The 23,643-nt window shown below is 53.0% G+C and carries 20 protein-coding genes; 12 read left to right on the top strand and 8 right to left on the bottom strand.

The features are described 5' to 3' along the window. The first annotated feature begins 291 nt into the window (after positions 1 to 291). From KO508_RS07170 to astB, 8 genes are all read left to right on the top strand, one after another. Entirely contained in the window at positions 292 to 1,557 is a 1,266-nt protein-coding gene (locus tag KO508_RS07170) for an NADH:flavin oxidoreductase/NADH oxidase family protein (protein ID WP_216007675.1), read from the top strand. Between the two features lie 33 nt (positions 1,558 to 1,590). Beyond that, positions 1,591 to 2,109: a DUF2478 domain-containing protein gene (locus KO508_RS07165; RefSeq protein WP_216007674.1), complete on the top strand. Its 519-nt coding sequence runs from the start codon at positions 1,591 to 1,593 to the stop codon at positions 2,107 to 2,109. Between the two features lie 61 nt (positions 2,110 to 2,170). Further along, entirely contained in the window at positions 2,171 to 3,634 is a 1,464-nt protein-coding gene (locus KO508_RS07160; RefSeq protein ID WP_216007673.1) for an exonuclease domain-containing protein, read from the top strand. Positions 3,635 to 3,733: 99 nt separating this feature from the next. Further along, positions 3,734 to 4,948 (top strand): aspartate aminotransferase family protein, encoded by a 1,215-nt coding sequence (locus KO508_RS07155; RefSeq protein ID WP_216007672.1) that lies wholly within the window; start codon positions 3,734 to 3,736, stop codon positions 4,946 to 4,948. Positions 4,949 to 4,956: 8 nt separating this feature from the next. Then, positions 4,957 to 6,009, top strand: coding sequence for an arginine N-succinyltransferase (locus KO508_RS07150; protein ID WP_216007671.1), 1,053 nt, complete (start codon positions 4,957 to 4,959; stop codon positions 6,007 to 6,009). Beyond that, the gene (gene astA / locus KO508_RS07145) at positions 6,003 to 7,067 is read left to right on the top strand and encodes an arginine N-succinyltransferase (RefSeq protein ID WP_216007670.1); all 1,065 of its coding nucleotides are present in this window, start codon (positions 6,003 to 6,005) and stop codon (positions 7,065 to 7,067) included. Before KO508_RS07150 ends, astA begins: the two co-directional genes overlap by 7 nt. 36 nt (positions 7,068 to 7,103) lie before the next feature. After that, positions 7,104 to 8,582 carry a succinylglutamate-semialdehyde dehydrogenase gene (gene astD / locus KO508_RS07140; RefSeq protein WP_252737979.1) on the top strand — a complete coding sequence of 493 codons (1,479 nt, stop codon included), beginning with the start codon at positions 7,104 to 7,106 and terminating at the stop codon, positions 8,580 to 8,582. Between the two features lie 52 nt (positions 8,583 to 8,634). Next, positions 8,635 to 9,975, top strand: a complete 1,341-nt coding sequence (astB, locus tag KO508_RS07135) for an N-succinylarginine dihydrolase (protein WP_216007669.1) — start codon at positions 8,635 to 8,637, stop codon at positions 9,973 to 9,975. Between the two features lie 15 nt (positions 9,976 to 9,990). Here the strand turns inward: astB and KO508_RS07130 are convergent, their stop codons facing one another. Continuing rightward, positions 9,991 to 10,632, bottom strand: coding sequence for a TetR/AcrR family transcriptional regulator (locus KO508_RS07130; RefSeq protein WP_216007668.1), 642 nt, complete (start codon positions 10,630 to 10,632; stop codon positions 9,991 to 9,993). A gap of 181 nt (positions 10,633 to 10,813) precedes the next feature. Here KO508_RS07130 and KO508_RS07125 point away from each other — a divergent pair, with 181 nt between their 5' ends. Together KO508_RS07125 and KO508_RS07120 are read left to right on the top strand one after the other, a co-directional pair. After that, positions 10,814 to 11,899, top strand: a complete 1,086-nt coding sequence (locus KO508_RS07125) for an efflux RND transporter periplasmic adaptor subunit (protein ID WP_216007667.1) — start codon at positions 10,814 to 10,816, stop codon at positions 11,897 to 11,899. Further along, positions 11,899 to 14,925 (top strand): efflux RND transporter permease subunit, encoded by a 3,027-nt coding sequence (locus KO508_RS07120; RefSeq protein WP_216007666.1) that lies wholly within the window; start codon positions 11,899 to 11,901, stop codon positions 14,923 to 14,925. Before KO508_RS07125 ends, KO508_RS07120 begins: the two co-directional genes overlap by 1 nt. A 22-nt stretch (positions 14,926 to 14,947) precedes the next feature. Here KO508_RS07120 and KO508_RS07115 read toward each other — a convergent pair whose 3' ends face one another. The 5 genes from KO508_RS07115 to KO508_RS07095 all read right to left on the bottom strand — a co-directional run bounded on the left by KO508_RS07115 (position 14,948) and on the right by KO508_RS07095 (position 19,321). Beyond that, positions 14,948 to 15,979, bottom strand: a complete 1,032-nt coding sequence (locus KO508_RS07115; protein WP_216007665.1) for a succinylglutamate desuccinylase — start codon at positions 15,977 to 15,979, stop codon at positions 14,948 to 14,950. Between the two features lie 247 nt (positions 15,980 to 16,226). Next, positions 16,227 to 16,952, bottom strand: a complete 726-nt coding sequence (locus KO508_RS07110; RefSeq protein ID WP_216007664.1) for an ABC transporter permease — start codon at positions 16,950 to 16,952, stop codon at positions 16,227 to 16,229. 2 nt (positions 16,953 to 16,954) lie between these two features. Beyond that, the gene (locus KO508_RS07105; protein ID WP_200362017.1) at positions 16,955 to 17,659 is read right to left on the bottom strand and encodes an ABC transporter permease; all 705 of its coding nucleotides are present in this window, start codon (positions 17,657 to 17,659) and stop codon (positions 16,955 to 16,957) included. 54 nt (positions 17,660 to 17,713) lie between these two features. Then, positions 17,714 to 18,385, bottom strand: coding sequence for a transporter substrate-binding domain-containing protein (locus tag KO508_RS07100; RefSeq protein ID WP_436836614.1), 672 nt, complete (start codon positions 18,383 to 18,385; stop codon positions 17,714 to 17,716). A gap of 165 nt (positions 18,386 to 18,550) precedes the next feature. Continuing rightward, positions 18,551 to 19,321, bottom strand: a complete 771-nt coding sequence (locus tag KO508_RS07095) for an ABC transporter ATP-binding protein (protein ID WP_216007662.1) — start codon at positions 19,319 to 19,321, stop codon at positions 18,551 to 18,553. Between the two features lie 228 nt (positions 19,322 to 19,549). Here KO508_RS07095 and KO508_RS07090 point away from each other — a divergent pair, with 228 nt between their 5' ends. Both KO508_RS07090 and KO508_RS07085 read left to right on the top strand, forming a co-directional pair. Next, positions 19,550 to 19,993 carry a DUF4124 domain-containing protein gene (locus KO508_RS07090; protein WP_216007661.1) on the top strand — a complete coding sequence of 148 codons (444 nt, stop codon included), beginning with the start codon at positions 19,550 to 19,552 and terminating at the stop codon, positions 19,991 to 19,993. A 120-nt stretch (positions 19,994 to 20,113) separates the two neighbouring features. Further along, positions 20,114 to 21,295: a multidrug effflux MFS transporter gene (locus KO508_RS07085; protein WP_216007723.1), complete on the top strand. Its 1,182-nt coding sequence runs from the start codon at positions 20,114 to 20,116 to the stop codon at positions 21,293 to 21,295. 29 nt (positions 21,296 to 21,324) lie between these two features. Here the strand turns inward: KO508_RS07085 and KO508_RS07080 are convergent, their stop codons facing one another. Further along, positions 21,325 to 23,070, bottom strand: coding sequence for a SulP family inorganic anion transporter (locus KO508_RS07080; protein WP_216007660.1), 1,746 nt, complete (start codon positions 23,068 to 23,070; stop codon positions 21,325 to 21,327). An 80-nt stretch (positions 23,071 to 23,150) separates the two neighbouring features. Then, a complete protein-coding gene (locus KO508_RS07075) occupies positions 23,151 to 23,543 on the bottom strand; it encodes a globin (protein WP_216007659.1) in 393 nt (130 codons plus the stop codon). Positions 23,544 to 23,643 lie beyond the last annotated feature (100 nt).

Here is a 23,643-nt window from a genome sequence, read left to right as displayed (position 1 = left end):
TTCGGGACACGCTACGAGCCCCCTGCGGGGCCCGGCCAGCAATCGCAGATTGCTGGCGTTCGGCTGCGCATGAAGCTTCGCTTCATAAACGCTTGCCTCACCCATGTGCGCTTGTTTCGGGCCATCCTTGGCCCTCTACAGTCCTGAATTGTATTGCCCGCCTCTCGCGTTCTGGCCCCTCCGTTTTCGCTGTGTTTTACTGCGTTTCTAGCTTTGCGTCGCTCGGGCCATTGGCCATAGGGTTTTACCTGTTCACTATCCTGTGATGCAAAATAATCAGAGAGCACTGCCATGAACGCCGCTGAAGTATTGTCCAAACCGCTAAGCCTAAAGAACGGTAAGATTATTCCGAATCGCTTCGCCAAGTCCGCCATGAGTGAAACTCTGGGTACGATTGATAACCGGGTTACGCAAGAACTCGTGACGCTATACCGTACATGGGCGGAAGGTGGAACTGGCCTGTCTATTACCGGGAACGTGATGGTCGACCGGCGGCACATTGGTGAGCCGCAGAATGTGGTGCTGGAGGATGAACAGGACATCGAGCTTTTGAAAGCTTGGGCAAAGGCGGGTAAGGCTGGTGGTAAGCAGATTTGGATGCAGCTGAATCACCCCGGTAAACAGATTCCGAAAATGCTCAACAAGGAGCCGGTGTCGCCTAGTGCGATTCCGTTCCGCAAGGAGATGCAAAGCATGTTCGGTACGCCTAGGGCGCTCACTGGGCCGGAGGTTGAAGATATTGTTGAGCGGTTTGCCCGCAGTGCTGCCATTGCCGAGAAAGCAGGGTTTGATGGTGTGCAGATTCACGGGGCCCATGGGTATCTGGTTAGCCAGTTTTTGTCGCCACACCATAATCAGCGCACGGATGAGTGGGGCGGTTCGGCTGAGAAGCGGATGAAGTTTGTGCTTGAGGTTTACCGGGCTATTCGAGCGTCTACAAATCCCGATTTTTGTGTGGGCATTAAATTGAATTCGGCTGATTTCCAGCGTGGTGGTTTCACGGAAGATGAGTCTTTGGCCGTTATCGATGCTTTGGCGAGTGAGGGTATTGATCTGGTTGAGGTCTCGGGAGGTAATTACGAGAGCCCTGCCATGGCGAAGGGAACCGGAAAAGGCAAAGGAAGTGGTGGCGTGAAGCAGAGTACTTTGGCGCGCGAGGCTTACTTTCTGGAATTTGCTGAGAAGGTTCGTAAACGTGTGGATGTGCCTTTGATGGTTACCGGGGGATTTCGTACCAGTGAAGGAATGGCTCGGGCTATTGCGTCTGGAGCGACGGATTTGGTGGGACTCGCCAGACCGTTGGTGGTGGAGCCAGATTTGCCAAACCGAATCATGTCGGGGGAAGCCTTCACAAGCCTTGTAAGGCCGATCAAAACCGGCATCAAGGCAATCGACAACATGGCCCTCATGGAAGTGAGTTGGTATGCCCGCCAACTTGGGCGTATGGGCAATGGGAAACCGCCTAGGCAGCATGATAGAGGTTTGTTGTCTTTGGCAGAGGTGCTTGGCGTGATGACCACCCGAGGCGTTAGAACCCGGTTGCGGGCAGGTGAGTGAGTTTCCCATTTCAGGTTTTTAGGTATTGAACGCATGAGCAAAGAACTGAATCTTGCAGCCATTATTTATGACAACGATGAGCAGCCTGTGGATAAATTGCTGCACAAGGTAGCGGCAACACTGAATCAGCGTGGCGACAGAGTTGCCGGGCTGACGATGGCATTGAATGAGCAGGGCTTGCGGCGAGAGCCTATGGCGCTCCAAGATCTGGAAACCGGCAAGGAGTATTCCATAGCCCAGAACCTGGGGAAGGAGTCGCAATCTTGTTGCCTCGATCCTCGCGGGCTGGCGGATGCCACCAACGTGCTGCGCGCTTTGGTAGAGCGGCCACCTAAGCTGGCGGTTGTGAACCGGTTCGGACAGCAGGAAATCGACGGTAGAGGACTCCGCGCGGAGTTTGCTCAGTTGCTGGATGCAGGTATTCCAGTTTTAACGGTGGTGAAGCGTAAATTCCTTGAGCAATGGCACGAGTTTGGTGGTGAGGATGCAGTAGACCTACCCTTTTCAGAAGACAAAGTGTTGCGGTGGTGCGACGAGTTTTTGAGCGTATAGAAGTGCTTCGAGCCCTCTAGAACAGACGCTCCGCAGTGCGTAGCTGGATCGAATCAAGAGCATGACGGCCCAAAATGCCTACTTAAAACACACCACGTTTGCGTTTCTCGATATTGAGACCACAGGCGGTAACTCATCGCACGATCGCATTACTGAAATCGGAATTCGTTTCTGGCGTTCGGGCGAGGAGGTTGGGGAGTGGCAAACGCTACTGAATCCGAATGCCCGCATCTCGCCTTTTATTGAGCAGTTAACGGGTATTTCGAATGAGATGGTGTCTGATGCGCCATCGTTTGAAGCCATAGCAGATGAACTTGAAGAACAGCTGCGAGATACGGTATTCGTTGCCCATAATGCGCGCTTTGATTACGGCTTTATCAAATCGGAATACCGCAGGCTTGGTCGGCTATTTTCTGCGCGGGTATTGTGCACTGTGAAACTTTCTCGGCGGCTGTACCCGGAGTTCCGCAAGCATAATATGGATGCACTGATTGAGCGCCATGGGTTGAAGCAGGTGCAGCGTCACCGGGCTATGGGTGATGTATCCGCCATGCTTGAGTTTTTTACTCATGCTTTGGCAGAAAAGGGCAATGAAGAATTAGAAGGGGCGGTTGGTGCACTTTTGCAACGGCCGAGCATTCCATCGCACCTGCCGCTGGATACCTTGAAGAATTTGCCGAAAGGGCCCGGAGTATACCGGTTTTATGGCGAGAACGATGTGCTGTTGTATGTGGGAAAAAGCACCAATATTGCCCAGCGCGTAGCGTCGCATTTTTCGGGAGACCATAACACCAGCAAAGGGGTGCGCATATCTGAAAGCCTGCGTCGCGTGGAGTGTACAGAAACCGCTGGCGAGCTCGGCGCTTTATTGCTGGAGCTTCGTCAGATCAAAACGCTGAACCCTCTTTTTAATCGTCGCTCCAGAGCGGCTAAAAATTTAGTGAGCATTGAGCTTGCCCCGAACGAGTCCGGCTATTTTCAGGCGGGGCTCGTGAGGGAGATAGAGCCGCACCGGCTTGCCAGCTATTACGGGTTATTTCGTAGCAAGCGTGATGCAGAGCGAGCGCTGAGTGGTGTTGCAGCTAAGAACGAGCTTTGTAACCAACTGCTAGGGCTTGAGCCAGCGCACGACGGCCCTTGTTTTCAGCGTGCTCTGGGGCGATGCAAAGGTGCTTGTGAGGGTATTGAAGATGTTGCCCGTTACAATCTTCGAGTGCAGATCGCATTCCACGAACTGCGCTTGCGAACCTGGCCGTGGAAGGGGCCCGTTGCGATTGTGGAGCGGCGCGCAGACTGGGTGCAGCCGGATATTCTGGTGATCTACAATTGGATGCACGTCGCCACCTTGCACGATGAGCAGGAGCTTCAGGATTTGTCACTGCGTGGCCAGTCTGTCACCTTCGATCTGGATTCCTACAAGCTGTTGATAAAGGCACTGATGGCTCCGTATCGGGGCGGGGGCCATCAGGATCATTCCCTGCTAGAGCTGCCCGCAGTGGGCGAGCCGGATGTGCTTATGCCCTGAGTGGCGTAATATACGTTATTGATCCGCACACATACGTACTTGTCTGTAGCGGCAACTCTACTATTTTTATAGGCTTAACTGCTTTCCTGAGAGAGATCTATGCACAAAGAACCTGTGAGTCGCGAACTGTTTGATGAAGTCATGGTGCCAAACTATTCTCCCGGTGCCATTATTCCGGTGCGAGGCGAGGGTTCCCGTATATGGGATCAGGACGATCGCGAGTTTATAGATCTTCAAGGTGGCATTGCGGTGAATTGTCTGGGGCATTCGCACCCTGGTTTGGTGGGGGCCTTGCAAGAGCAAGCAGAGAAAATCTGGCACCTTTCCAATGTTATGACCAACGAGCCAGCTCTGCGCTTGGCCAAAACCCTTTGCGACCTTACGTTCGCTGAACGGGTGTTTTTCGCCAACTCCGGAGGTGAAGCCAACGAAGCTGCTTTCAAGCTCGCGCGTCGTTATGGCTGGGAGCACACCGGGCCAGAGAAGCATGAGATCATTTCTTTCAAAAACGCCTTTCATGGGCGCACCCTATTCACCGTGAGCGTTGGTGGTCAGGCAAAATACCTTGAAGGCTTCGAGCCAGCCCCGGGTGGCATCCACCACGCAGACTTCAACGACTTGGAATCGGTTAAGAAGTTGATATCCAAAGCTAAGACCTGTGCTGTGGTTGTGGAGCCCATTCAGGGTGAGAGCGGCATTGTACCCGGAACCCCGGAGTTTCTTGAGGGTCTGCGTAAGCTCTGTGATGACAACGACGCTTTGTTGATTTTCGATGAGGTTCAATCGGGCGTCGGCCGCACAGGTCATCTTTATGCCTACCAAATGTACGGAGTAGTGCCCGACATTCTTACCAGTGCGAAAGGGTTGGGTGGTGGCTTTCCGGTAGCAGCCATGTTGACCACGGCAAAGGTTGCCGCGAGTCTCGGCATTGGTACCCACGGCAGCACCTATGGTGGCAACGCACTGGCTTGTGCCGTTGCCCAGAAGGTTATCGATACCGTGAGCCAGCCAGAAATTCTCAAAGGTGTGAAAGCCCGTTCTGATCACCTGCGTAAAGGCATGATGGATATTGGCAAGCGTTATGAGATCTTTAGTGAAGTTCGCGGTGAAGGGCTTTTATTGGGTTGCGTACTGACCGAAAAATGGAAAGGTAAAGCGAAGGAGTTCCTGAACGCTGGCTTGGATGAAGGTGTGATGGTGTTGATTGCAGGTGCCGATGTGATTCGATTAGCACCTTCGCTGATCATTCCGGATACGGATATCGATGAGGCGCTGGAGCGCTTTGAAGCTGCTGTTAAAAAACTGACTGCTTAGGAGCTTTTATGTGGCTGGTACGTCCGGCCTTGCCGGGTGATGTGAACCAGATACTTGCGATTGCGGGCACGGTCGATTCCGAAACCGCCCGCCTTTCATCCACGCTGCCAAGGCAGCGGGAAGCTCTCGCGGAAAAAATACAACACTCACAGGCGTCTCTTGCCGGAACGGCCTCTAGCGACAGCCAACCGCCAAGAATACTATTTGTACTGGAAGATACAGCCACGGGGCGGATCCATGGTACGGCAGGTGTTGATGCGCGTGCGGGAAATGGCCAGCCTTTTTATAATTACCGCCGCGATGCACTTATCCATGCCTCCCATGAACTTGGCATCTCCAGCCGGGTAGACGTTCTCTACCCCAGTCATGGGTTAACCGACCATACTCTGCTTTGCTCGTTTTCCATCACGCCTGAGTTACGCAATACAGACGCCTTTGAGCTCTTATCCAGAGCGCGAATACTGTTCATTGCGGGTCACCGAGACTGGTTTACCCATAGGGTTGCGGTGGAGATTCAAGGCGTTCAGCTAGCCGACGGCAGCGTACCTTTCTGGGACAGCTTGGGGCGCCATTTTTTTAACATGGACTTTGATACTGCTGATCAGCATTCCGGCCTGCTTAGCAAAACCTTTATTGCCGAATTAATGCCGCCCAATCCCGTGTATGTCACCCTGCTTTCTGAATCGGCTCAAGCGGCCCTTGGGCAGCCTCATGAACTGACTGTGCCGAACCTTGAACTGCTTCAGCGAGAAGGATTTCAGGCAGGCTGCTATCTGGATATTTTTGATGGCGGGCCGGTTCTAGAGGCGCGTACGGATGCATTGCACACTCTGGTGATCAGTCAGCCTAAAGCGCTTCACGGTGCCATTGAGAGTGAGGTCGAGAGCGTGGTAGAAGACGGTGGGGATCTATGCCTGATTGCTGCGGGGGAGGGCGCCGGATTCCGTTGTACTCTGGCCAAAGCGGCTGGCACGCTTGAGGGAACACTTAAGGTGCCGGTGAAAGTATGGGAAGTGCTGGAAAAAACAGCCGGCGATCAGGTGAGGGTCGCGCCATGCTAGTCATTCGCCCGCTAAAGGAAACCGACCTGGAAGATCTCTACGCTATGGCCCAAAAGGCCGGTAAGGGATTGACGACACTGCCAGCCGACCGGGACCTATTGCAGCGCAAGATTGCTCACGCTCAGCAAACGTTCAATCAACGTTGTGCGCCAGAGGCGGGCTTATATTTGTTTGCGCTGGAAGATACGGAAACTGGCAAGGCTGTTGGTATCAGCGGCATTCAGGCGCGAGTAGGTTTGGATGAGGTGTTTTATAACTACCGACTCAGCGTTACCGTAAATGCCTCCAAAGAGCTGGGCGTTCATGTGCGCACGCCAACGCTCCACCTCTCAAACGATATGACGGATACCAGCGAGATATGCTCGCTGCTGCTCTCTGATGATTACCATGGCGGTGGTAACGGGCTGTTGCTATCACGCTGCCGCTTTATGTATCTGGACGAGTTTCGTAAACACTTCTCTGAAAAAGTATTTGCTGAAATGCGTGGTGTGTCTGATGAGCAGGGCCGGAGCCCGCTATGGGATGCGCTCGGCAGCAAGTTTTTTGATATGGAATTTACCCAAGCGGATGTGCTTTCGGGCCTTGGTAATAAATCCTTTATTGCAGAGTTGATGCCTAAGTATCCCATCTACTTGCCCATGCTGCCGGATTCGGCGCGAGCGGTGATTGGCCGCGTTCACGGCAACACGGCCCCGGCACTCAAGATGCTGCAGGCCGAGGGGTTCAACTTTAATGGCATGGTGGATATTTTTGACGGGGGACCGGTGGTCGAGGCCTTTGTTAACACCATTCGCACGGTGCGCGACAGTGTTAATCGCCATGCTATGATCGCCAAAAAGCCCATCAACCTTAATGTTCCGGCCTCAGAGCGAGTAATGGTTTCCAATCGTTCGTTCCGTAATTTCCGAGTAACCACGGTGCCAGCCAGTTGCATCAGTACCGATACCGTCAGCTTACCGCCCGCTGTAGCGGAAGCGTTGCAGATTGAGTCGGGTGATCCGGTGCGTTTAGCACCCTTGAAAGAAAAACCAAAGGCAGCAGTACACGCATTGGGCTGAATGCCCTACACATCCAGTAACGGGAGAATGAGTGATATGTCAAATATGACAGGCGAGCTGTTTATCGGTGGGCTTTGGCTTCAAGGCCACGGGCCCGCGTTTGAGTCGATTCAGCCCGTTACCGGCGAGAATGTTTGGGAAGGTTCTGGCGCCAGCCTTGCAGATGTGGATGCAGCCGTGCGCAGCGCCCGGGATGCTTTTCTGAAGTGGCGCCGCAAGAGCTTCGCTGAGCGTTTGGCGGTTGTTGAAGCTTTTGGTGAACTGTTGGAGTCCAACAAAGAAGAGCTTGCCCACCAGATTGGTTTGGAAACCGGCAAGCCCCTTTGGGAGTCGCGTACGGAAGTGGCAGCCATGGTTGGTAAGATAGGCATTTCGGTAAAAGCCTATAATGAACGTACCGGCCATACTGAATCCGATGTGGCGGGTGGCCATGCCGTACTTCGTCATCGACCCCACGGCGTTGTTGCCGTGTTTGGCCCCTATAATTTCCCCGGCCATCTCCCGAATGGTCATATTGTGCCTGCGTTGCTTGCGGGCAATACCGTTGTCTTTAAACCCAGTGAGTTAACTCCCGGTGTGGCAGAGCTCACGGTTAAGCTCTGGGAAAAGGCAGGCTTGCCCGATGGCGTTATCAACCTGATTCAGGGCGCAGCGGATACCGGAAAATCGCTGGCAGGCCACCCGATGATAGACGGCCTTTTCTTCACGGGCAGTTCAACGGTAGGCCATAAGTTGCATGAACAGCTTGGCGGCCAGCCCGACAAAATTCTTGCGTTGGAAATGGGCGGCAACAACCCGCTGATTGTTCAGGATGTCGCGGATATCGATGGTGCGGTACATCACGCGTTGCAATCTGCATTTTTGTCGGCGGGCCAACGTTGCACGTGCGCCCGCAGATTATTGGTTCCCAAGGGCAAAAAAGGCGATGAATTTCTAGATCGCTTAGTTGCTGTGTCTGCGCGCATTCAGGTGGGAGAGTTTGATAATAAGCCGCAGCCGTTTATGGGCTCGGTTATTTCTGCGCAAGCAGCAGAGAAGCTGTTGGCTGCGCAGGCGAGCATGCTGGAGCAGGGCGCAACGTCTTTATTGGAAATGAAGCAGATCAAACCAAACACAGGCCTTCTTTCCCCCGGTATCGTTGATGTAACGGGGTTGGAGCTACCTGATGAAGAGTTCTTTGGGCCGCTGTTAACAGTCTATCGCTACAAGAGTTTTGACGATGCCTTGGAGCTGGCTAACAACACCCGCTATGGACTTTCCGCAGGTCTGCTTTCTGATGACAGAAAGCTCTACGAGCGATTGCTTGAAGAGGCACGTGCTGGCATTGTCAATTGGAACCGTCCTTTGACGGGGGCCAGCAGCGCTGCGCCCTTTGGTGGCGTGGGAGCTAGTGGAAACCATCGCGCCAGTGCCTACTACGCAGCAGACTACTGCGCTTCGCCTATGGCCTCTCTTGAGTCTAGCAAAAGCGAAGTGCCGGACAGTCTGGCACCTGGCCTTAATTTTGATTCTTGAAAATCAGTTTTGAGCCTTATTTCCTGCATTCGTATGGATGGAACTCTAAACCATGGTTAAGCATGCGGTAGAAGTAAATTTTGATGGTCTGGTTGGCCCGACCCACAATTACGCGGGCCTTTCATGGGGTAATGTGGCATCAAAGTCTAATGTGAATGCGGTATCCAATCCCCGTGAGGCTGCGCTTCAAGGGCTAGCAAAAATGAAGCGTTTGGCGGATCGTGGTTATGTTCAGGGTATTCTTCCACCCCATGAGCGGCCTCATATTCCATCCCTCAAAGCGCTTGGGTTTAGCGGAACAGATGCACAGGTTCTGGAGCAAGTCGCAACTACTAGTCCGTCGATTCTGGCCGCGGCGTCTTCAGCTTCTTCCATGTGGACGGCGAATGCCGCCACTGTGTCGCCGAGTGCCGATACCACCGATCACCGAGTACATTTCACGCCAGCGAACCTGAGCGCTAAGTTTCATCGCTCCATCGAACATACCGTCACCGGCCGTAGTCTGAAGTCTATTTTTGCAGATGAAGGCTATTTTGCCCATCACCCTGCACTGCCTTCGGTCAGCCATTTCGGCGATGAAGGCGCAGCCAACCATACTCGGCTTTGTAGCCACTACGGTGAGCCGGGAGTCGAGTTATTCGTGTATGGTCAGGAGGCTTTCAACGAGCAGGCGCCTGCGCCGCAAAAATACCCGGCCCGACAAACCCTTGAAGCCTCGCAGGCCATTGCCCGGCTGCACGGTTTGAAAGATCACAATGTGGTATTTGCCCAGCAAAACCCAGCGGCCATAGATGCCGGTGTATTCCATAACGATGTTATCGCAGTGGGCAATGGCAACACTCTGTTTTATCACAGCATGGCTTTTCTTAACGAAGAGCAGGTGCTGGCAGATATCCATGCTCGACTTACAGGCGCTGAACTTGAGGCTGTTCGTGTTAGCGATGCGGACGTACCCCTTGAGGATGCGGTGGCCTCATACCTGTTCAACAGCCAATTGCTGAATACACCCGATGGCATGCTATTAGCTGTGCCGGGCGAGTGTCGGGAAGTTGCATCTGTTAGCAAGTATTTGGATAAATTGCTGGACGCTGGCGGACCCATAACGGCGGTGGAAGTGTTTGATGTGAAACAGTCCATGCGCAATGGCGGCGGCCCCGCCTGCCTGCGTTTGCGTGTGGTTCTGAATGATGACGAACTTCAAGCGATGCATCGCGGGGTGCTTCTGACCGATGCGCTGTACGAGCGCTTGACTACTTGGGTCGAGACCCACTACCGCAGTGAGCTTACCCGTGGTGATCTGGCCGATCCTATGTTGCTGGATGAGGTGCGCAAAGCACTGGATGAATTAACCGGAATTCTGGGGTTGGGGTCTATCTACGACTTCCAGATGTAGCCGCGCTTCAAGGTCTCACGAGGAAGCGGCTATGGAAGAGGTCAGCATGTCCATGGTGTGCCGGATAAGGCTCTCGGCAGGAAAGTTGCCGTTGCTCTCGTTGGCTTCCGACTGGCACAGCAAAATAGCACCGTGCAAAGCGCCCCTTAGATATAGAGCCGTTTGTTCAGGGCTATGAATGCGCTGGCGGTTCATGGTTCCGTCTTTCAGGCCCAACTCGATGGCCTCTGTCATCAAGCCCATCAGTTCAGATTTAGAGCAAAGCATTTCCTCTGCCTGAGCTTCGTCGGCCTCCGCCATGGCGGTTGAAGCTTTGGTGAGCGCTGAGAAGTAATCCGGCTCTTCCAGATAAAAGCGGTAATAAGACTCCCCCATAGATCGTATCTGTTCCAGCCCCGTATCAGCCGTCTGCCTTGCATTTCGGAAACGGTCAGACAGGCTGTGCCCCGCCCGCAACATAACCCCGCGCTGAATGGCGGCCTTATCCTTGAAGTACACGTACAGCAACGCCCGACTTAGGCTTGCTGTGCGTGCAATATCGTCCATGGACGTGCGCTCATACCCTTTCTCCGAAAAGACCCGCTCTGCGGCATCCAGAATGGTGTCATAACGGGCCTGCTTCTCCCGTTCCCGGCGTGTCTTAAGCTGTTCAGTCATTCGGTTCTCTCATTGGGGTCTTCTACAGGCTAATTGGCCTGGTCGAAATGGCAATACATTTAATGGATGAAAGCTGATTATTGACATAATGTCAAAGAATGACATTATGTCGCAACCACAAACCGCATTTCCGCAGGAAGCGGTATCGACACCAACTTGAGCACGGACGAAAGGATACTTTATGACCCTACTTCGCACCCCTGTTGCCCTTATTTTTCTTGCAGCCTGTGGCTTATTACCTCTTTCCGGTTGCAAAGCTGATGACATGCCGCCTAAGTCATCTGGTAAGCATGTGGTATCGGTGCGTGTTTCAGAGGTTACCGGGGGCGAAGCTCAGGAGATAACCCTACGTTTTTCCGGCATTGTGCGCTCAACCCAGCGAGCAACACTGACGTTTCAGGTTAGCGGTACCCTGAAAGAACGTGCAGTGGAATTGGGCCAAACGGTTGCAGCAGGTGATGTGCTAGCCCGGACTTACAACCCTGCGCTGGAGCCAGCGCGGGATTCGGCACAAGCGAAATTGGATGAGTTGAACACCCGTTACGATCAGGCCAAGCGTGAGTGGGAACGCTCCAGCCGTTTGCATGAGCGCGGTGTGGTTTCCGAGCAGAACCTTGAACAAATTGCTGCCCGCCGGGACTCTCTAAAAGCCAGCGTAGCCACTGCTCAGGCAGCTCTGGCTGAGGCTACTCAGCTGTTGCAGGAAAGCACCTTGCGAGCGCCGTTTGCGGGCCGCGTTGAAGCGCTGTTGGTAGAGCGGGATGAGTTTGTGGCAGCAGGTCAGCCGGTTATGCGCTTATCCTCACCCGAGGGAAAGGAAGTAGAAGTACGGGTGCCTGCCTACTTATTGGCCCATGTGTCGCTCGATCAGGAGTTGCCTGTTTGGTCTGTGCAGAATCGCAGTGCAGCGTCGGTGACCGGATCTGTTGTTGAAATTGCTCAAGCCGGAGCCATCCGTGGTGAGCTGCATCCGGTTCTGGTCAGCTTGCCGATTAACACTCTGGATACTGGCGAGCCGGTTGAGGTGGGCATTACACCGCTTCGGGAGTCTGCGATCACGGTTCCGCTTTTGTCAGTTGTTCGTAGTGAGGATGGTATGACAGTGTTCCGCGTGCGCGATGGCGTGGCTCGGCGCGTGCCTATTGAGGTTGAGCGTGTAGTCGGTGAACGCGTTGTGGTGCGCACCGGAGAGCTGGAGCCTGGAGACCAGGTGGTATACGCGGGTATGACCCGCCTCGCCGACGGTGATGCCGTGGAGGTGCGCTAATGACGCGCCGGCTACTCAATTTTCAACGCCTATTGGGCATGGTGGTTACCATGCTTTGCCTTTTGGGTATTGCGGCATACAGCACTATGCCGCGTCAGGAAGACCCTTCTTTTCCCTACCGTGCGGGTCTGGTGTCAGTAAGCTACCCCGGTGCTAGCGCCGATGCGGTTGAACGGTTAGTTTTAAGGCCACTCACTGATGAGCTTAGGCAAGTGGAGGAGGTGGACGTTTCTCAGGGCACCGCCCGCACCGGTGTAGCGCTTGTACGGCTGCGCCTTAATGATGATATTTATGACACAGACCCGGCGTGGGATCGTGTCCGCCAAGCGATGGAACGTGCAAAGCAAGATTTCCCAGACGACGTTGGCCAGATGGTTCTGGACGATCGGTTGATCGACAACCCTGCCATCGTGCTGGCGATTGGTGGCGCGCCGTCAGTGAGCGAACTCTCAGATGTCGCAGAACGTCTTAAACAGAACCTATCCGACCTTAGCGGCGTTTCCCGTATAGAGCTGGAAGGAGACGCCGATGAGCAAATTACGTTGGCTTTGGACGATGCCGCTCTTTATCGTTTGGGTATTTCGCCCGCGCGAATTCTAGAAACCCTAGCTCAACGTAATCAAACTACCCCTGGTGGTTTTGTCGTTGTAGACGGTCGTCGGTTATCCGTGCTGCCCAACACTGAATTTGCCGACATGGATGCCATTCGTGCAACGCCCATTGAGCTTCCAGATGGTTCGCAGGTGCCCCTGGCCGCCGCAGCTGATGTATGGCGTGGTCCCGCTGAACCGCGCCAGCCTGAAACATGGTTTGATGGTGAGCGCGTTGTATTGTTGTCGTTGATTATGGAAGAGGGCACCACCGATGCTATTCGGTTTGGTGAAAGAGTGCGTGAGCGGCTAGCCGAGGTAAGGTCCGAGTTTGAACCTTATGAAATTCGCGAGATGTTTTTCCAGCCAGACAAGGTCTCGGAGCGCTTGGATAACCTAGCATGGAGTCTGGTGCTTTCGGTGTTGATTATCGTGGCGGTGGTGTTTACCGGCATGGGCATTCGCATGGGGTTGTTGGTGGCGTCTATTCTACCGATGGTGGCGCTAATCAGTGTTGGACTCTACGATCTCGGCGGGGGTGTTCTGCACCAAATCGCGGTGATCGGCATGGTGATCTCCTTAGGTATCTTGATCGACAACGCCATAGTGATTGTCGAAAACATTCAGGGGCACCTAGATGAAGGTATGCGTCGTCTGGACGCTCTTCGCAAAGCCGTCAGCGAGCTTGCAGGCCCGCTTGGAGCTTCCACGGGCACTACGCTTGCGGCCTTTGCGCCGCTGCTACTGGCCAAAGGCGGTGCGGCAGACTTCACTCGGGGTGTGCCGGTGATGATCATGCTTACACTGTCTGTTAGTTATTTACTGGCGATTTCGGTGGTCCCACTGCTGGCGGCAAGATTCCTCAAGCCTCGCCGCAACGCCGAGGCTGATCGCTTGATTGGCTTGGCGCGTTTTCTTGGTGGTCTGGTCTACCAGCACCCGAAACGGCTGATTGTTGCTGGTGCTTTGTTGGTTGTGATCAGCCTGACTATGACCACGTTTATGGCGCAGCAGTTCTTTCCCAATGCCGACCGGCCTCAGGTGATTGTTGAGTTGTTCATGCCAGAGGGCACAGATCAGCAACGCACAGCCGAAGCCGCTGCTAATCTAGAACATGCCATACGCTCACAACCCACGGCGCTACAAATCCATCGTTTTGTTGGCTTTACCGGCCCAGCCTTCTATTACAATCTTCAGCGTGCACCTCAGGCACCGAACAGAGGGCGGCTCGTAGTAGAGACGCCAGCATTGGAAGACACGACAGAAATGATTCGCTGGATTCGTGTCTATGTAGATGAACAAATGCCCGAACTAGACGTAAGTGTTGGTGTGCTCGGCCAAGGTCCTCCAAGTGTTGCCCCGGTAGAAGTGCGCGTATATCACGCCGATGAGAGGGAACGCACCCACGCGGTTGAGCAGCTGTTTAGTGCGCTACGTCAGGTGGAGGGAACCGTAGATGTTCGTCATGACTTGGATATTGGCGTGCCCAGCATTGCCATCAACGTAGACGACGCCACCGCAGCCAGATACGGGCTCACTCGCGCCGACGTTGCTCAAAGCCTCTATGGCCAGAGCTTTGGAGTTGTTGCCGAGCGTTACCGGCAAGAAAAAGACCCGATACCGCTGGTGCTGCGGTCGCAGGAAGGTACATCGCTGCCATTGGCAAGGCTTCTGTCTGTGAACATCTACAATAGCCGCGGTGAAGCTGTTCCCCTGTCTGCCGTTGCTAGTGTTGAAACCACTTGGGAGCCCGCCGCACGCTATTCGCGTAACGGAACCCGGCTAAACACAGTAACGGCTAATCTACTCAACGGGTATAGTTTTAGTCAGGCGTTGAGTGGTCTGGAGCTGGCGCTGCAGGATAACCCACTGCCTAAAGGCACCCGCTTGGAAATGGGCGGCGATGCAGAGGGCTCTGGCGATGCCAACGGCGCGCTGTTAACCGCTGCGCCAATCGGCATACTCTTACTGCTGTTTTTCCTGCTGCTGCAGTTCAACTCATTCCGGCGGGTTGGCATCATTCTGCTAACTGTACCCTTGGCTACCGTGGGCATCTTCCCTGGCCTAGTACTCTCCGGCTCACCCTTCGGGTTCCAGTCGTTGTTGGGGGTTATCGCGCTGGTGGGCATTGTGGTGAACAACGCCATAGTGCTCCTTGACGTGATGGACAGAGAGCTGGAAAACGGCGAGAACATCCACGAAGCCATGCGCAAAGCGGTCGTACAAAGAACCCGCCCCATCCTACTGACCACGGCAACCACAGTAGCGGGTTTGCTTCCATTGGCCTTCTCCAGCTCCACGCTCTGGCCCCCGATGGCCTGGGCCATTATCTCCGGACTGCTGGCCTCAACCGTACTGACCTTGCTGGTTATACCCGCAGTGTGTACTCAGTTGATCAAAGTGAAAGTTGCTGAACCGGAAAATGCTCCGGCTTAGGTTGGGCTCCATACTGGCGGGTTTATCGGGGCTTAATAAGAAGCCCCACCCGCTGACCCACGGGCACATTCCGATTTGGAAAAACAATCGCCTCTGGTGTAGCGCCAACTCTGTAGCAGGTATCGTCATCCTCCCAGATCACGGTGCCTGATGCGTACTCTGTAAAGTTGGCTACATCGTCCGGAACATGAAATCGGAAGTTCTTCCCGGTATTCAGAATCTCGTGCACCACTTCGAAAACCGTAAGATGGTCAAAAGGTGACTGTTTGGCCGGGGTAGGGCTGCCACGAAAGCGCCGCCGAAGCGCCTTCTTGATTCCGTCAAAACGCGCGAGATCATTCATGCCAAATGGTCTGACCTTGCCCAGCTCCACAGTATAACTCTCAGCGTTTAGCACGGATGAAGAAAATGATGAAAACGTAGTTCCCACCTTATGTTGCAGCAACAAAGTTTGCACCTCTGCCTCAAGCAGAAAATCACACTGACTCTCTGGCACCTGCCGACCCTCAACAAACGGATAAAGCGCAAACTTCTCCCGCTGTGATGGCCTTATGGCTGTGTGTAAATCGTAGTGGGAAAGGGCTTGAGGATGCGCCATAGCGAATTGACGGCACATCTCCTCAAGAAACTGCGCCCGTGCTGCTTCTGGAAGCCCATTATACACTGGCCTGCCATGGGCACCGTTGAACAACCGATTGAGATTCACGTCCAAAAACCGCTCCCTAGCCACCATGGCTGGCGGGTTCCCCAAAATCAGTAGCAGCGGACAAGCCAACAGCCACTCGCCGTTCAACAGTTCGTTGACTAGCGCGTTTAGAACTTCAATGGGAGCCGTTTCGTTGCCGTGAATACCGGTCGAGATAACCAATGCCTCCTGGTTCGGATTGGCACGATCGGGTGGCGGCGTGATGTGCAAAACACCAACGGCTTTACGAGTTACGCGGGTACCATCCGGGAGGGCGACTTTGATTTCGGGAAGATCAGCTGAGGCATTGGCAAGTGTGTGGGCTAGCCAATCAGAACTGGATTCAAAAAGATGTGGATAAGCCGTCATAGAATCCCCGATAAGAGTCTGGGGGCTGGTAGGGCATCACTTTTCGGGAGTGACTGAAGCCATGGATGGCTTCAGTCAAGCCCACATGGGTGAGGCAAGCGTTTATGAAGCGTAGCTTCATGCGCCGCCGAACGACAGCAATCTATGATTGCTGGCCGGACCCCGCAGGGGTGCTCGTAGCGTCTCCCGGAAGGTGATGCCCTGCCAGACCATGCACAGAAGTAGAGGTTTGATGCTAAAAGAATACTCAGGAACCTACAGGCCGCTGATGCCGCAACAAATGATTTTCAATCTTGCGGAATACGAACACCAAAATAAACGTCAACACCATGTAGCAAAGCGCCACAAAGATAAACGCATCAAAGGGCGCATAAAACCGCGAGTAAATATTCCGCGCAGCCCCCGTAAGATCCACAATCGTTACTACACTCGCAATCGCACTCGAGTGCAGCATGAAAATAACCTCATTGGAATACGCCTGAACAGCTCGCCTTGCCGCACTTGGTAACACAATGCGCCGCATCCGCATAATCCAATTCATGCCGTAAGCCTTCGCCGCCTCAATCTCACCATGGGGCGTCGAAATAATCGCACCACGAATAATCTCAGTGGTATAGGCACAGGTGTTCAACGTAAACGCCAGCAGGGCAGGGTAAAACGGCTCCCTGAAAATCTCCCACCAGAATGTTTCCTGAATACCGGGAATCTGAGCAACGCCATAGTAGATAATATAAAGCTGAATTAGCAGCGGGGTGCCGCGGAAAATATAGGTGTAAAGCCAAACAGGGCCAGATACGAACGGATTTTTAACCGTGCGAAGAATCGCCAGCGGAACCGCAAACGCAAGCCCTATAATCAGGCACAGAAATACCAGTTGAACGGTCGTAACCATTCCATCCCAGTATTCCATGATGGTCATGGCTGTAAAAATCTCGTTCCTGTTAAGCCAGGCAGCGATAAAATCGGGTGGCATTATCAGCTCTCCTGAATCACGCCGGCGTTAGCTCGTTTATCGAGCCACTTGATGAAAAGCTCCGAGCCTGCCGTGAGGGCGAGGTACACAAAGGCCACAGGAATAAAAAAGTGGAACGGCATACGCTCTGCTTTTGCTGCTTCCTCTGCCACACGCACCATATCTGTGAGGCCGATAATAGAAACCAGCGCCGTGGTTTTCAGCAATACCTGCCAGTTATTGCCAATACCAGGAAGTGCATGACGCAGCATTTGCGGAACCATCACCCGGCGGAAAGTGTGCCAGGTGCTAAAACCGTAGGCGCGGGCTGCTTCAATCTGTCCTGTTTCAACCGCCAGAAAAGCACCGCGGAAGGTCTCTGTCATATAGGCACCAAAAATGAGCCCGATGGTAATGACGCCAGAAATGAATGGATTGAACTGGAAGAAAAAGTCGACTTCGTAGGTGTCCCAAATGTAGTCGGAGAGCATGTTCACACACACCTGTCCGCCATAGTAAAACAGCAGCATCATAACCAGATCGGGAACGCCGCGAATCAAGGTGGTATAGGTTGTGGCAATACCAACTGCTACACGGCTATTTGACAGCTTTGCAGCCGCGCCAATGAGCCCGAGAACCAATGCGAGAGCAAGGGAAAGGAAAGCGAGTTCTACGGTAACAACTGCCCCGTTCAAAAGGGCCGGACCATAGCCTTTCAAATCAAACATGGGAATGTCCGGTAGGCAGGGGCAGCCGAAATGGCTACCCCTGAAGCTGGTTTTTTAGACCTTCACGTCATAGGCGAAGTACTTCTTCATGATGGCGTCGTAGGTGCCATCTTCCTTCAGCTTGCGCAAAGCTTTGTTCACTTCTTCAGCAACGTCTTTGTCACGCTTACGCATAGCAACGCCTACACCTTCACCCAGCTTTACGGCTTCGCCGACTTCCTTGAAGCCGTCTTTGGATAGAACGGTTTGCTCGCCAACCGGGTAATCGACAAACACGACATCCAAACGCTGGCCTTCAAGATCAAGAACCATGTCATCGGCAGTGGTGTAACGCTTAATGGTTACTACGCCACTCATTTCTTCAGTAACAAAGGTGTCCATAGTAGTGCCGCGCTGAACACCAACGGTTTTACCCTTCATGGCGCTCACATCAGTCACGTCAGCGTTAAAGCTATCCGGGCCGAACCATCCGCCTGGGGTGTTGTAGTATGGCTCGGAGAACAGAACACGTTCTGCACGCTCTGGAGTGATCGACATAGATGACATGATCAAGTCGAATTTGCGGGCCAGCAGGCCAGGGATCATACCGTCCCAGGCTTGAATAACGAATTCGCAGTCTGCCTTCATTTCTTCACACATGGCGGCAGCCAGATCTACTTCAAAACCGGTCAAGTCACCATTTTCATCTTTGTATTCGAACGGCTCGTAAGGTACGTCGAAAGCAATGCGCAGGTTACGCTCGTCTGCATGGGCACCGCTGGTAAGCATTGCCAGTGCGCAACTCGCTGCAATCATCAGTTTTTTCATGTGTCACTTCTCCAGTATGTCGCCTTGTGGGCGTTATTTTTTTGGAATTTAACTTTCCAACAGCGATAAAGATAGCACCGCATGTTAGAACTTGGGAGCCAGAAACTGTTTCATGCGTTCCGAGTCTGGGTTATCAAACACCTTTTTGGGTGTACCCTGTTCCTCGATAACGCCCTGATGTAGAAACAGCACCTGAGTCGACACATCCTTTGCAAATGCCATTTCGTGAGTTACTACGATCATGGTTCGGCCTTCCTCGGCCAGACTTTGCATAACCTTCAACACTTCTCCAACCAACTCGGGGTCTAACGCCGAGGTAGGCTCATCAAACAGCATGACTTCCGGTTCCATAGCCAATGCCCGGGCAATGGCTGCACGTTGCTGCTGGCCACCAGACATTTGAGCCGGATAATAGTCTTTGCGCTCGTATATGCCGACCTTGTTGAGATAGGCTTCTGCGCGCTCGATGGCTTCTTTTTTAGGAACCTTGAGTACATTGATTGGCGCTTCAATAATATTCTCCAGCACAGTCATGTGTGACCAGAGATTGAAGCCTTGAAATACCATGGAGAGCTTGGCTCGAATCAGCTCCACCTGTTTGTTGTCTGCCGGAATCCGCTCACCCTTGCGATTTGTGGTAAACCTTATAGGGTCGCCGTGAACAATAATATCGCCGGAGGTTGGGGTTTCCAAAAGGTTGATGCAGCGTAAGAAGGTGCTTTTGCCAGAACCGGAACTGCCGATTAGGGACACCACATCACCTTTGCGGGTCTCAAGTGAAATACCTTTGAGCACTTCGAGCTCGGCAAAGGTTTTGTGTATGTCCTTGCAGATCAAAGGCGCTTGGTCCGCCATGGATGGCTCCTGAGGCTGTCATTCAAAGGCGTTTGTTTTACGGACTGTTGCAGTGGAAATCAATACCTTCCACACAGCTTTATGATTTTTTAGCGACAGTTTTTTTGCGACTTATTGTGGCGCAATGAGTGTTTAATGCAAGCATTTAAATCAGAGCCCGCCATACACTGTTAGCGGTAAGCGTTATACTGCGCAGGTATTGGATTACACCACAGGGAGTGGACTTTAATGCCAAGGATATTGGCCTTCGTAATTTTGATCGTTATTTTTTCGCCACCAACAGCTGCCGAAATCTATAGATGGACAGACGCCAGTGGTGCAGTTCATTTCACCGACACTCCGCCATCGGACAAAAATCACCAGTCCGTTAATGTTACCGAGCCAGTAACCGTGACCATGTCGGAAAACCTTGGGCAGCACCGGCGTATTTCGGGTATTCGCAAACAGGTGCAAGGAATGCTCTCATCTGATCGCAAAGGGAGCTCAGCGCGCGCCAAGTCGAAAGCCAAAGCGATTGCCAAGCAGGAGAAAGCTTGTGCCAGCTACCGGCGCAAACTGGCGAAGGTGCAAGCGCAGCTTCGGGCGGGCTATGGTATCAGTAAAGGCAACAGCCTGCGCCGCAAGCGTCGTAGTTTGAATCGAGCGATTAGTTGGGAGTGTATCTTGCGGTGATGCTGTAGACTGTTGTTTAGTAAGCACGCTAACAATATAAGGTTCTCGTATGTACCGTTTGGCTATGACGTTTTGGGGGCAGATTTGAATACGACACCCTTATCTCATCTTCAACTAGCAATGCTGTTGGGGATGACTGTTGCATTAGGTCCATTGGCGCTCGATGCATACTTGCCCGCTTTTCCGGAAATCGCTGATGAGCTTGGTATTGGGCATGGCGGGGTTGGGCTAACACTGAGCGCCTACGTGGGTGCTCTGGGCCTTGCGCAATTGTTGGGTGGTCCGCTTTCCGATCGCTATGGCCGCCAGCAAATTTTGTTTTCCGGGCTTACGATTTTTGCCTTTGCGGCGTTTATGGTGGCTCAGTCAGATACTCTATCAAACATGCTGGGCTGGCGGATTGTGCAGGGTATTGGTGGTGCTTTTTGTGCGGTGTCTGTTCCGGCCATTGTCCGCGACCAAACCAGCGGGCAGGATGCTGCTCGCCTGTTTGGCTTAATAGGCTTGGTTATGTTTGTTGCGCCTGCCGCAGCACCGTCTATCGGTTCTGCGCTGCTGTATTTGAGCGAATGGCATGTGATCTTCCTAATGCTTGCAGGTTATGCCGCGCTGTTGGCGATTGTTCTGCATTTTGTTCTGTTTCGGCGTCTGCCTCCTCGACAAATGGAGCACACACCTGTTTCCACATTACTTACCAACTATGGGCTGGTGCTTCGCCATACGGTTACCATGCGGTTTGTTGGCTTACAAGCCTTATGCTTCAGTTCCATGCTTGTGTTTATCACGCACGCATCGTTCATTTATCAAGAGTGGTTTGGGCTTTCAAACTCGATGTTCTCGGCGTTGTTCGCTGCCAACATTGTGGCTATGGCAAGCCTGAACTTGCTTAACCGGCGCCTGCTTAATAAGTATCAATCGGTGCGGATTTTACGGGTGTGCGTATTTTTGCAGGCCATTGCCGTTAGCGCGCTGGTAATCTGCGCTTGGGCTGGTGCGCCATACTGGGTTATAGCTGCCTGCATCATTGTCGCCGTTGGGTTTATGGGAGCTATTATTCCCAACAACATGGCCAATGCGTTGGAGTTCTTTCCCCACCTCGGGGGAACGGCTGCGGCAATGCTGGGGGCGGCACAATTCACAATTGCGGGGGGTATAAGCGCGCTTTCTGCGACTCTTGCAGGCGGCACCTTGTTACCTATCGTGTTGGTTATGGCTTTCTGTGTGTTCGGCGCAGCCATTCTTGCTGCTGGCGGGCCAGCTGCGATTGAACGGCAGGCACGGCTTAGTTCGGGGCAAGCTTAACTCTTCTCCTAACTACTAACTACTAACTCCTAGCCCTTAGAGCGGCGAGTTTTTGCTGCATTGCTCTGTTTTGCGATGGACGCGCGAGAGCTAATGCCCTGATCGATGTAAAGCACTGCGTCGGTTATCTGGGGGAACATGTGCTCGTCCAGCACATACTCACGCAGCGCCGCAGAATGCGTGAGAGTGTCGCGCACAGGGCCTATCAGGCTAACCATATAGAACTGAATGCCTTGTTCCCGCAGGTTTTCGATCACGCTTTCCAGCATAATCAGGGAGGTGCTGTCGATACTGTTTACGGATTGGGCGTCCAGTATCACCGCCTTCAGCGCACCCTCGGGCCGTTGCTTTATAAGGCTGTAAAGGCGCGTTTTGAAATAATCCTTGTTGGCAAAATACAGCGGCGCGTCAAAGCGGAAGATCAGCAAATCTTTGCGTACGCTAATACTCTCGAATCGATGAATGTTGCGGTACAGGTCTTCGCCGTCGAGCTTGCCTAGCTCTGTCATGTGTGGCGTTGTGCTGTTGTATATTACCAGCATCAGCGATACCGCAACGCCCACCAGTAAGCCCTGCTGAACGCCCAGTAACAGCGTGATCACAAAGGTGACCAGCAGTATCAAAAATTCTTTTCTATCTTGCTTAAAAAGAACCTTCATTTCCTTATATTTGAACAACCCCAGTACAGACATAACGATAATCGCTGCCAGAACGGCCTTTGGTAAGGGGTAGTCGGTAAACAAAGGTGTAAGAAATAGCACTGTAACGGCAATTAGGCCGGAGGAAATGATTGCTGACACTTGGGTGAGTGCGCCCGCTTCACGCAGCGCGGCGCTGCGTGAAAAGCTAGCGGAAACCGGAAAGCTGCGGAACATGGCTCCCAGAGCATTGGCTAAACCGAGAGCAATCAGCTCCTGGTTTGGCTGAACACTGCGCTTGTCTTTGGGGGACTCCTGAGATTTACAGATCGACATGGTGCCCACAAAGCCCATCAAGGCTACGGTAAACGCGACCGGCAGCAGCTCACCAAATTTGTCAAAGTCCAGATTAGGGAACTGAAAAGCGGGAAAGCCATTTGGTACTGAATTGATCACTTCTACGCCTGCTTGCCCGGCATGGAAGAGCCCAGAAAGTACCATTGTGCCAACCAACAAAATCAGAGCATTGGGCACCTTTGGCATTCGGCGTTTACAAATATAGATGAACAAAAGGCTGACCAAGGAGATCCCTACCGTAATGCCGTGCCAGTTGCTGATGTTCAGTAAAAGCTGATAGGAGAGGTCCAGTACATTGGCACTGTCTACGTGAACGCCTGTTAGGTTCTGGAGTTGGCTGCCGATGATGATAACGGCAGCAGCCGAGGTATAACCGACCACAACGGGGTAGGAGAGGAAGTTGACGATAAAGCCAAACCTCAGCAGTCCAAATAAAAACTGAATCAAGCCAACCAGTAACGTGAGCTCAATCGCAAGCTGAAGATATTGGTCCGAACCGGGCTCCGCGAGCACGCTGAGACCGGAAAGAATAAGAATGGCATCCAATGCCACCGGGCCAATTGATATCTTATTGGAGGTTCCCAGTAACGCGTACAGCAGCGGCGGAAAGATTGAAGCATACAGCCCAAACTCCGGAGGCAGGCCAGCGAGAACTGCGTAGCCCATGCTTTGTGGGATCAGCATAACGCCAATAGCTAAGCCAGATACCACGTCTCGCTTTAACGTGTGGGCGGTATATCCCTGCAGCCAGAGCAAGCCAGGCAGTAATTTGTAGAGCATAAGCGCAGTTTATCGCTTGGGGGCTGGGCTTCAAGTGTGTGGAAATCAACAGGCCGAATCAAGAAGTATCCGTTAGGCTTCTAGTAGGCCCCACGGATAAGATCAATCCCCGGCGTTAATACGTCTCGCCAGGCTTTTTCAAGCTTAGGGGTGTACTCAGGGTCATGAAGGCGCACGGTCTTCATCAGGGCATCCAACCAAAGTGAATACCATTCCGGATTGATGTTGAAATGATTCCGGTTATGGCTCTCGCCAAGTGCCCTAAGTTTACGGTCCGGCATGCCGCGTGCAGTGAGAATAAGCTGCATAACGCCATTCCGAAGCAGGTGACGCTGTGCAGGCATATCTGTGTTCACAAAGCGCTTTTTGATAGCGTCTGAGCTCGACATAAAGTAGTCGTAAAAATCCACAAAAAACTGGTCACTGTTGCAGCATCTTCCATAGCTTTGGAAAACCAGATCAGTATCTTTCATAAGCGTTGGATATCCTTTTGAAGAGGCGGGGGGTGAATAGGGCGTTAAGGATAGTGTTTGCGCGCGGCCTCTTCTGTTGAAATTTGTTAACGCTAAGTAT

This window comes from Marinobacter salexigens, assembly GCF_018860765.1.
Classification (GTDB): Bacteria; Pseudomonadota; Gammaproteobacteria; order Pseudomonadales; family Oleiphilaceae; genus Marinobacter; species Marinobacter salexigens_A.
The sequence above is the reverse complement of the archived record's forward strand: the minus strand, read 5'-3'. Positions and strand labels throughout refer to the sequence as shown.

What these genes read in the sequence shown, in the direction of transcription:
- KO508_RS07120 (WP_216007666.1), top strand. Translation starts at nt 11,899, where the DNA reads ATGACGCGCCGGCTACTCAATTTTCAACGCCTATTGGGCATGGTGGTT.
- KO508_RS07080 (WP_216007660.1), bottom strand. Translation starts at nt 23,070, where the DNA reads ATGCTCTACAAATTACTGCCTGGCTTGCTCTGGCTGCAGGGATATACC.
- KO508_RS07130 (WP_216007668.1), bottom strand. Translation starts at nt 10,632, where the DNA reads ATGACTGAACAGCTTAAGACACGCCGGGAACGGGAGAAGCAGGCCCGT.
- KO508_RS07125 (WP_216007667.1), top strand. Translation starts at nt 10,814, where the DNA reads ATGACCCTACTTCGCACCCCTGTTGCCCTTATTTTTCTTGCAGCCTGT.
- KO508_RS07090 (WP_216007661.1), top strand. Translation starts at nt 19,550, where the DNA reads ATGCCAAGGATATTGGCCTTCGTAATTTTGATCGTTATTTTTTCGCCA.
- KO508_RS07115 (WP_216007665.1), bottom strand. Translation starts at nt 15,979, where the DNA reads ATGACGGCTTATCCACATCTTTTTGAATCCAGTTCTGATTGGCTAGCC.
- KO508_RS07105 (WP_200362017.1), bottom strand. Translation starts at nt 17,659, where the DNA reads ATGTTTGATTTGAAAGGCTATGGTCCGGCCCTTTTGAACGGGGCAGTT.
- astA (WP_216007670.1), top strand. Translation starts at nt 6,003, where the DNA reads ATGCTAGTCATTCGCCCGCTAAAGGAAACCGACCTGGAAGATCTCTAC.
- KO508_RS07155 (WP_216007672.1), top strand. Translation starts at nt 3,734, where the DNA reads ATGCACAAAGAACCTGTGAGTCGCGAACTGTTTGATGAAGTCATGGTG.
- astB (WP_216007669.1), top strand. Translation starts at nt 8,635, where the DNA reads ATGGTTAAGCATGCGGTAGAAGTAAATTTTGATGGTCTGGTTGGCCCG.
- astD (WP_252737979.1), top strand. Translation starts at nt 7,104, where the DNA reads ATGTCAAATATGACAGGCGAGCTGTTTATCGGTGGGCTTTGGCTTCAA.
- KO508_RS07110 (WP_216007664.1), bottom strand. Translation starts at nt 16,952, where the DNA reads ATGCCACCCGATTTTATCGCTGCCTGGCTTAACAGGAACGAGATTTTT.
- KO508_RS07095 (WP_216007662.1), bottom strand. Translation starts at nt 19,321, where the DNA reads ATGGCGGACCAAGCGCCTTTGATCTGCAAGGACATACACAAAACCTTT.
- KO508_RS07160 (WP_216007673.1), top strand. Translation starts at nt 2,171, where the DNA reads ATGACGGCCCAAAATGCCTACTTAAAACACACCACGTTTGCGTTTCTC.
- KO508_RS07170 (WP_216007675.1), top strand. Translation starts at nt 292, where the DNA reads ATGAACGCCGCTGAAGTATTGTCCAAACCGCTAAGCCTAAAGAACGGT.
- KO508_RS07075 (WP_216007659.1), bottom strand. Translation starts at nt 23,543, where the DNA reads ATGAAAGATACTGATCTGGTTTTCCAAAGCTATGGAAGATGCTGCAAC.
- KO508_RS07165 (WP_216007674.1), top strand. Translation starts at nt 1,591, where the DNA reads ATGAGCAAAGAACTGAATCTTGCAGCCATTATTTATGACAACGATGAG.
- KO508_RS07150 (WP_216007671.1), top strand. Translation starts at nt 4,957, where the DNA reads ATGTGGCTGGTACGTCCGGCCTTGCCGGGTGATGTGAACCAGATACTT.
- KO508_RS07085 (WP_216007723.1), top strand. Translation starts at nt 20,114, where the DNA reads ATGCTGTTGGGGATGACTGTTGCATTAGGTCCATTGGCGCTCGATGCA.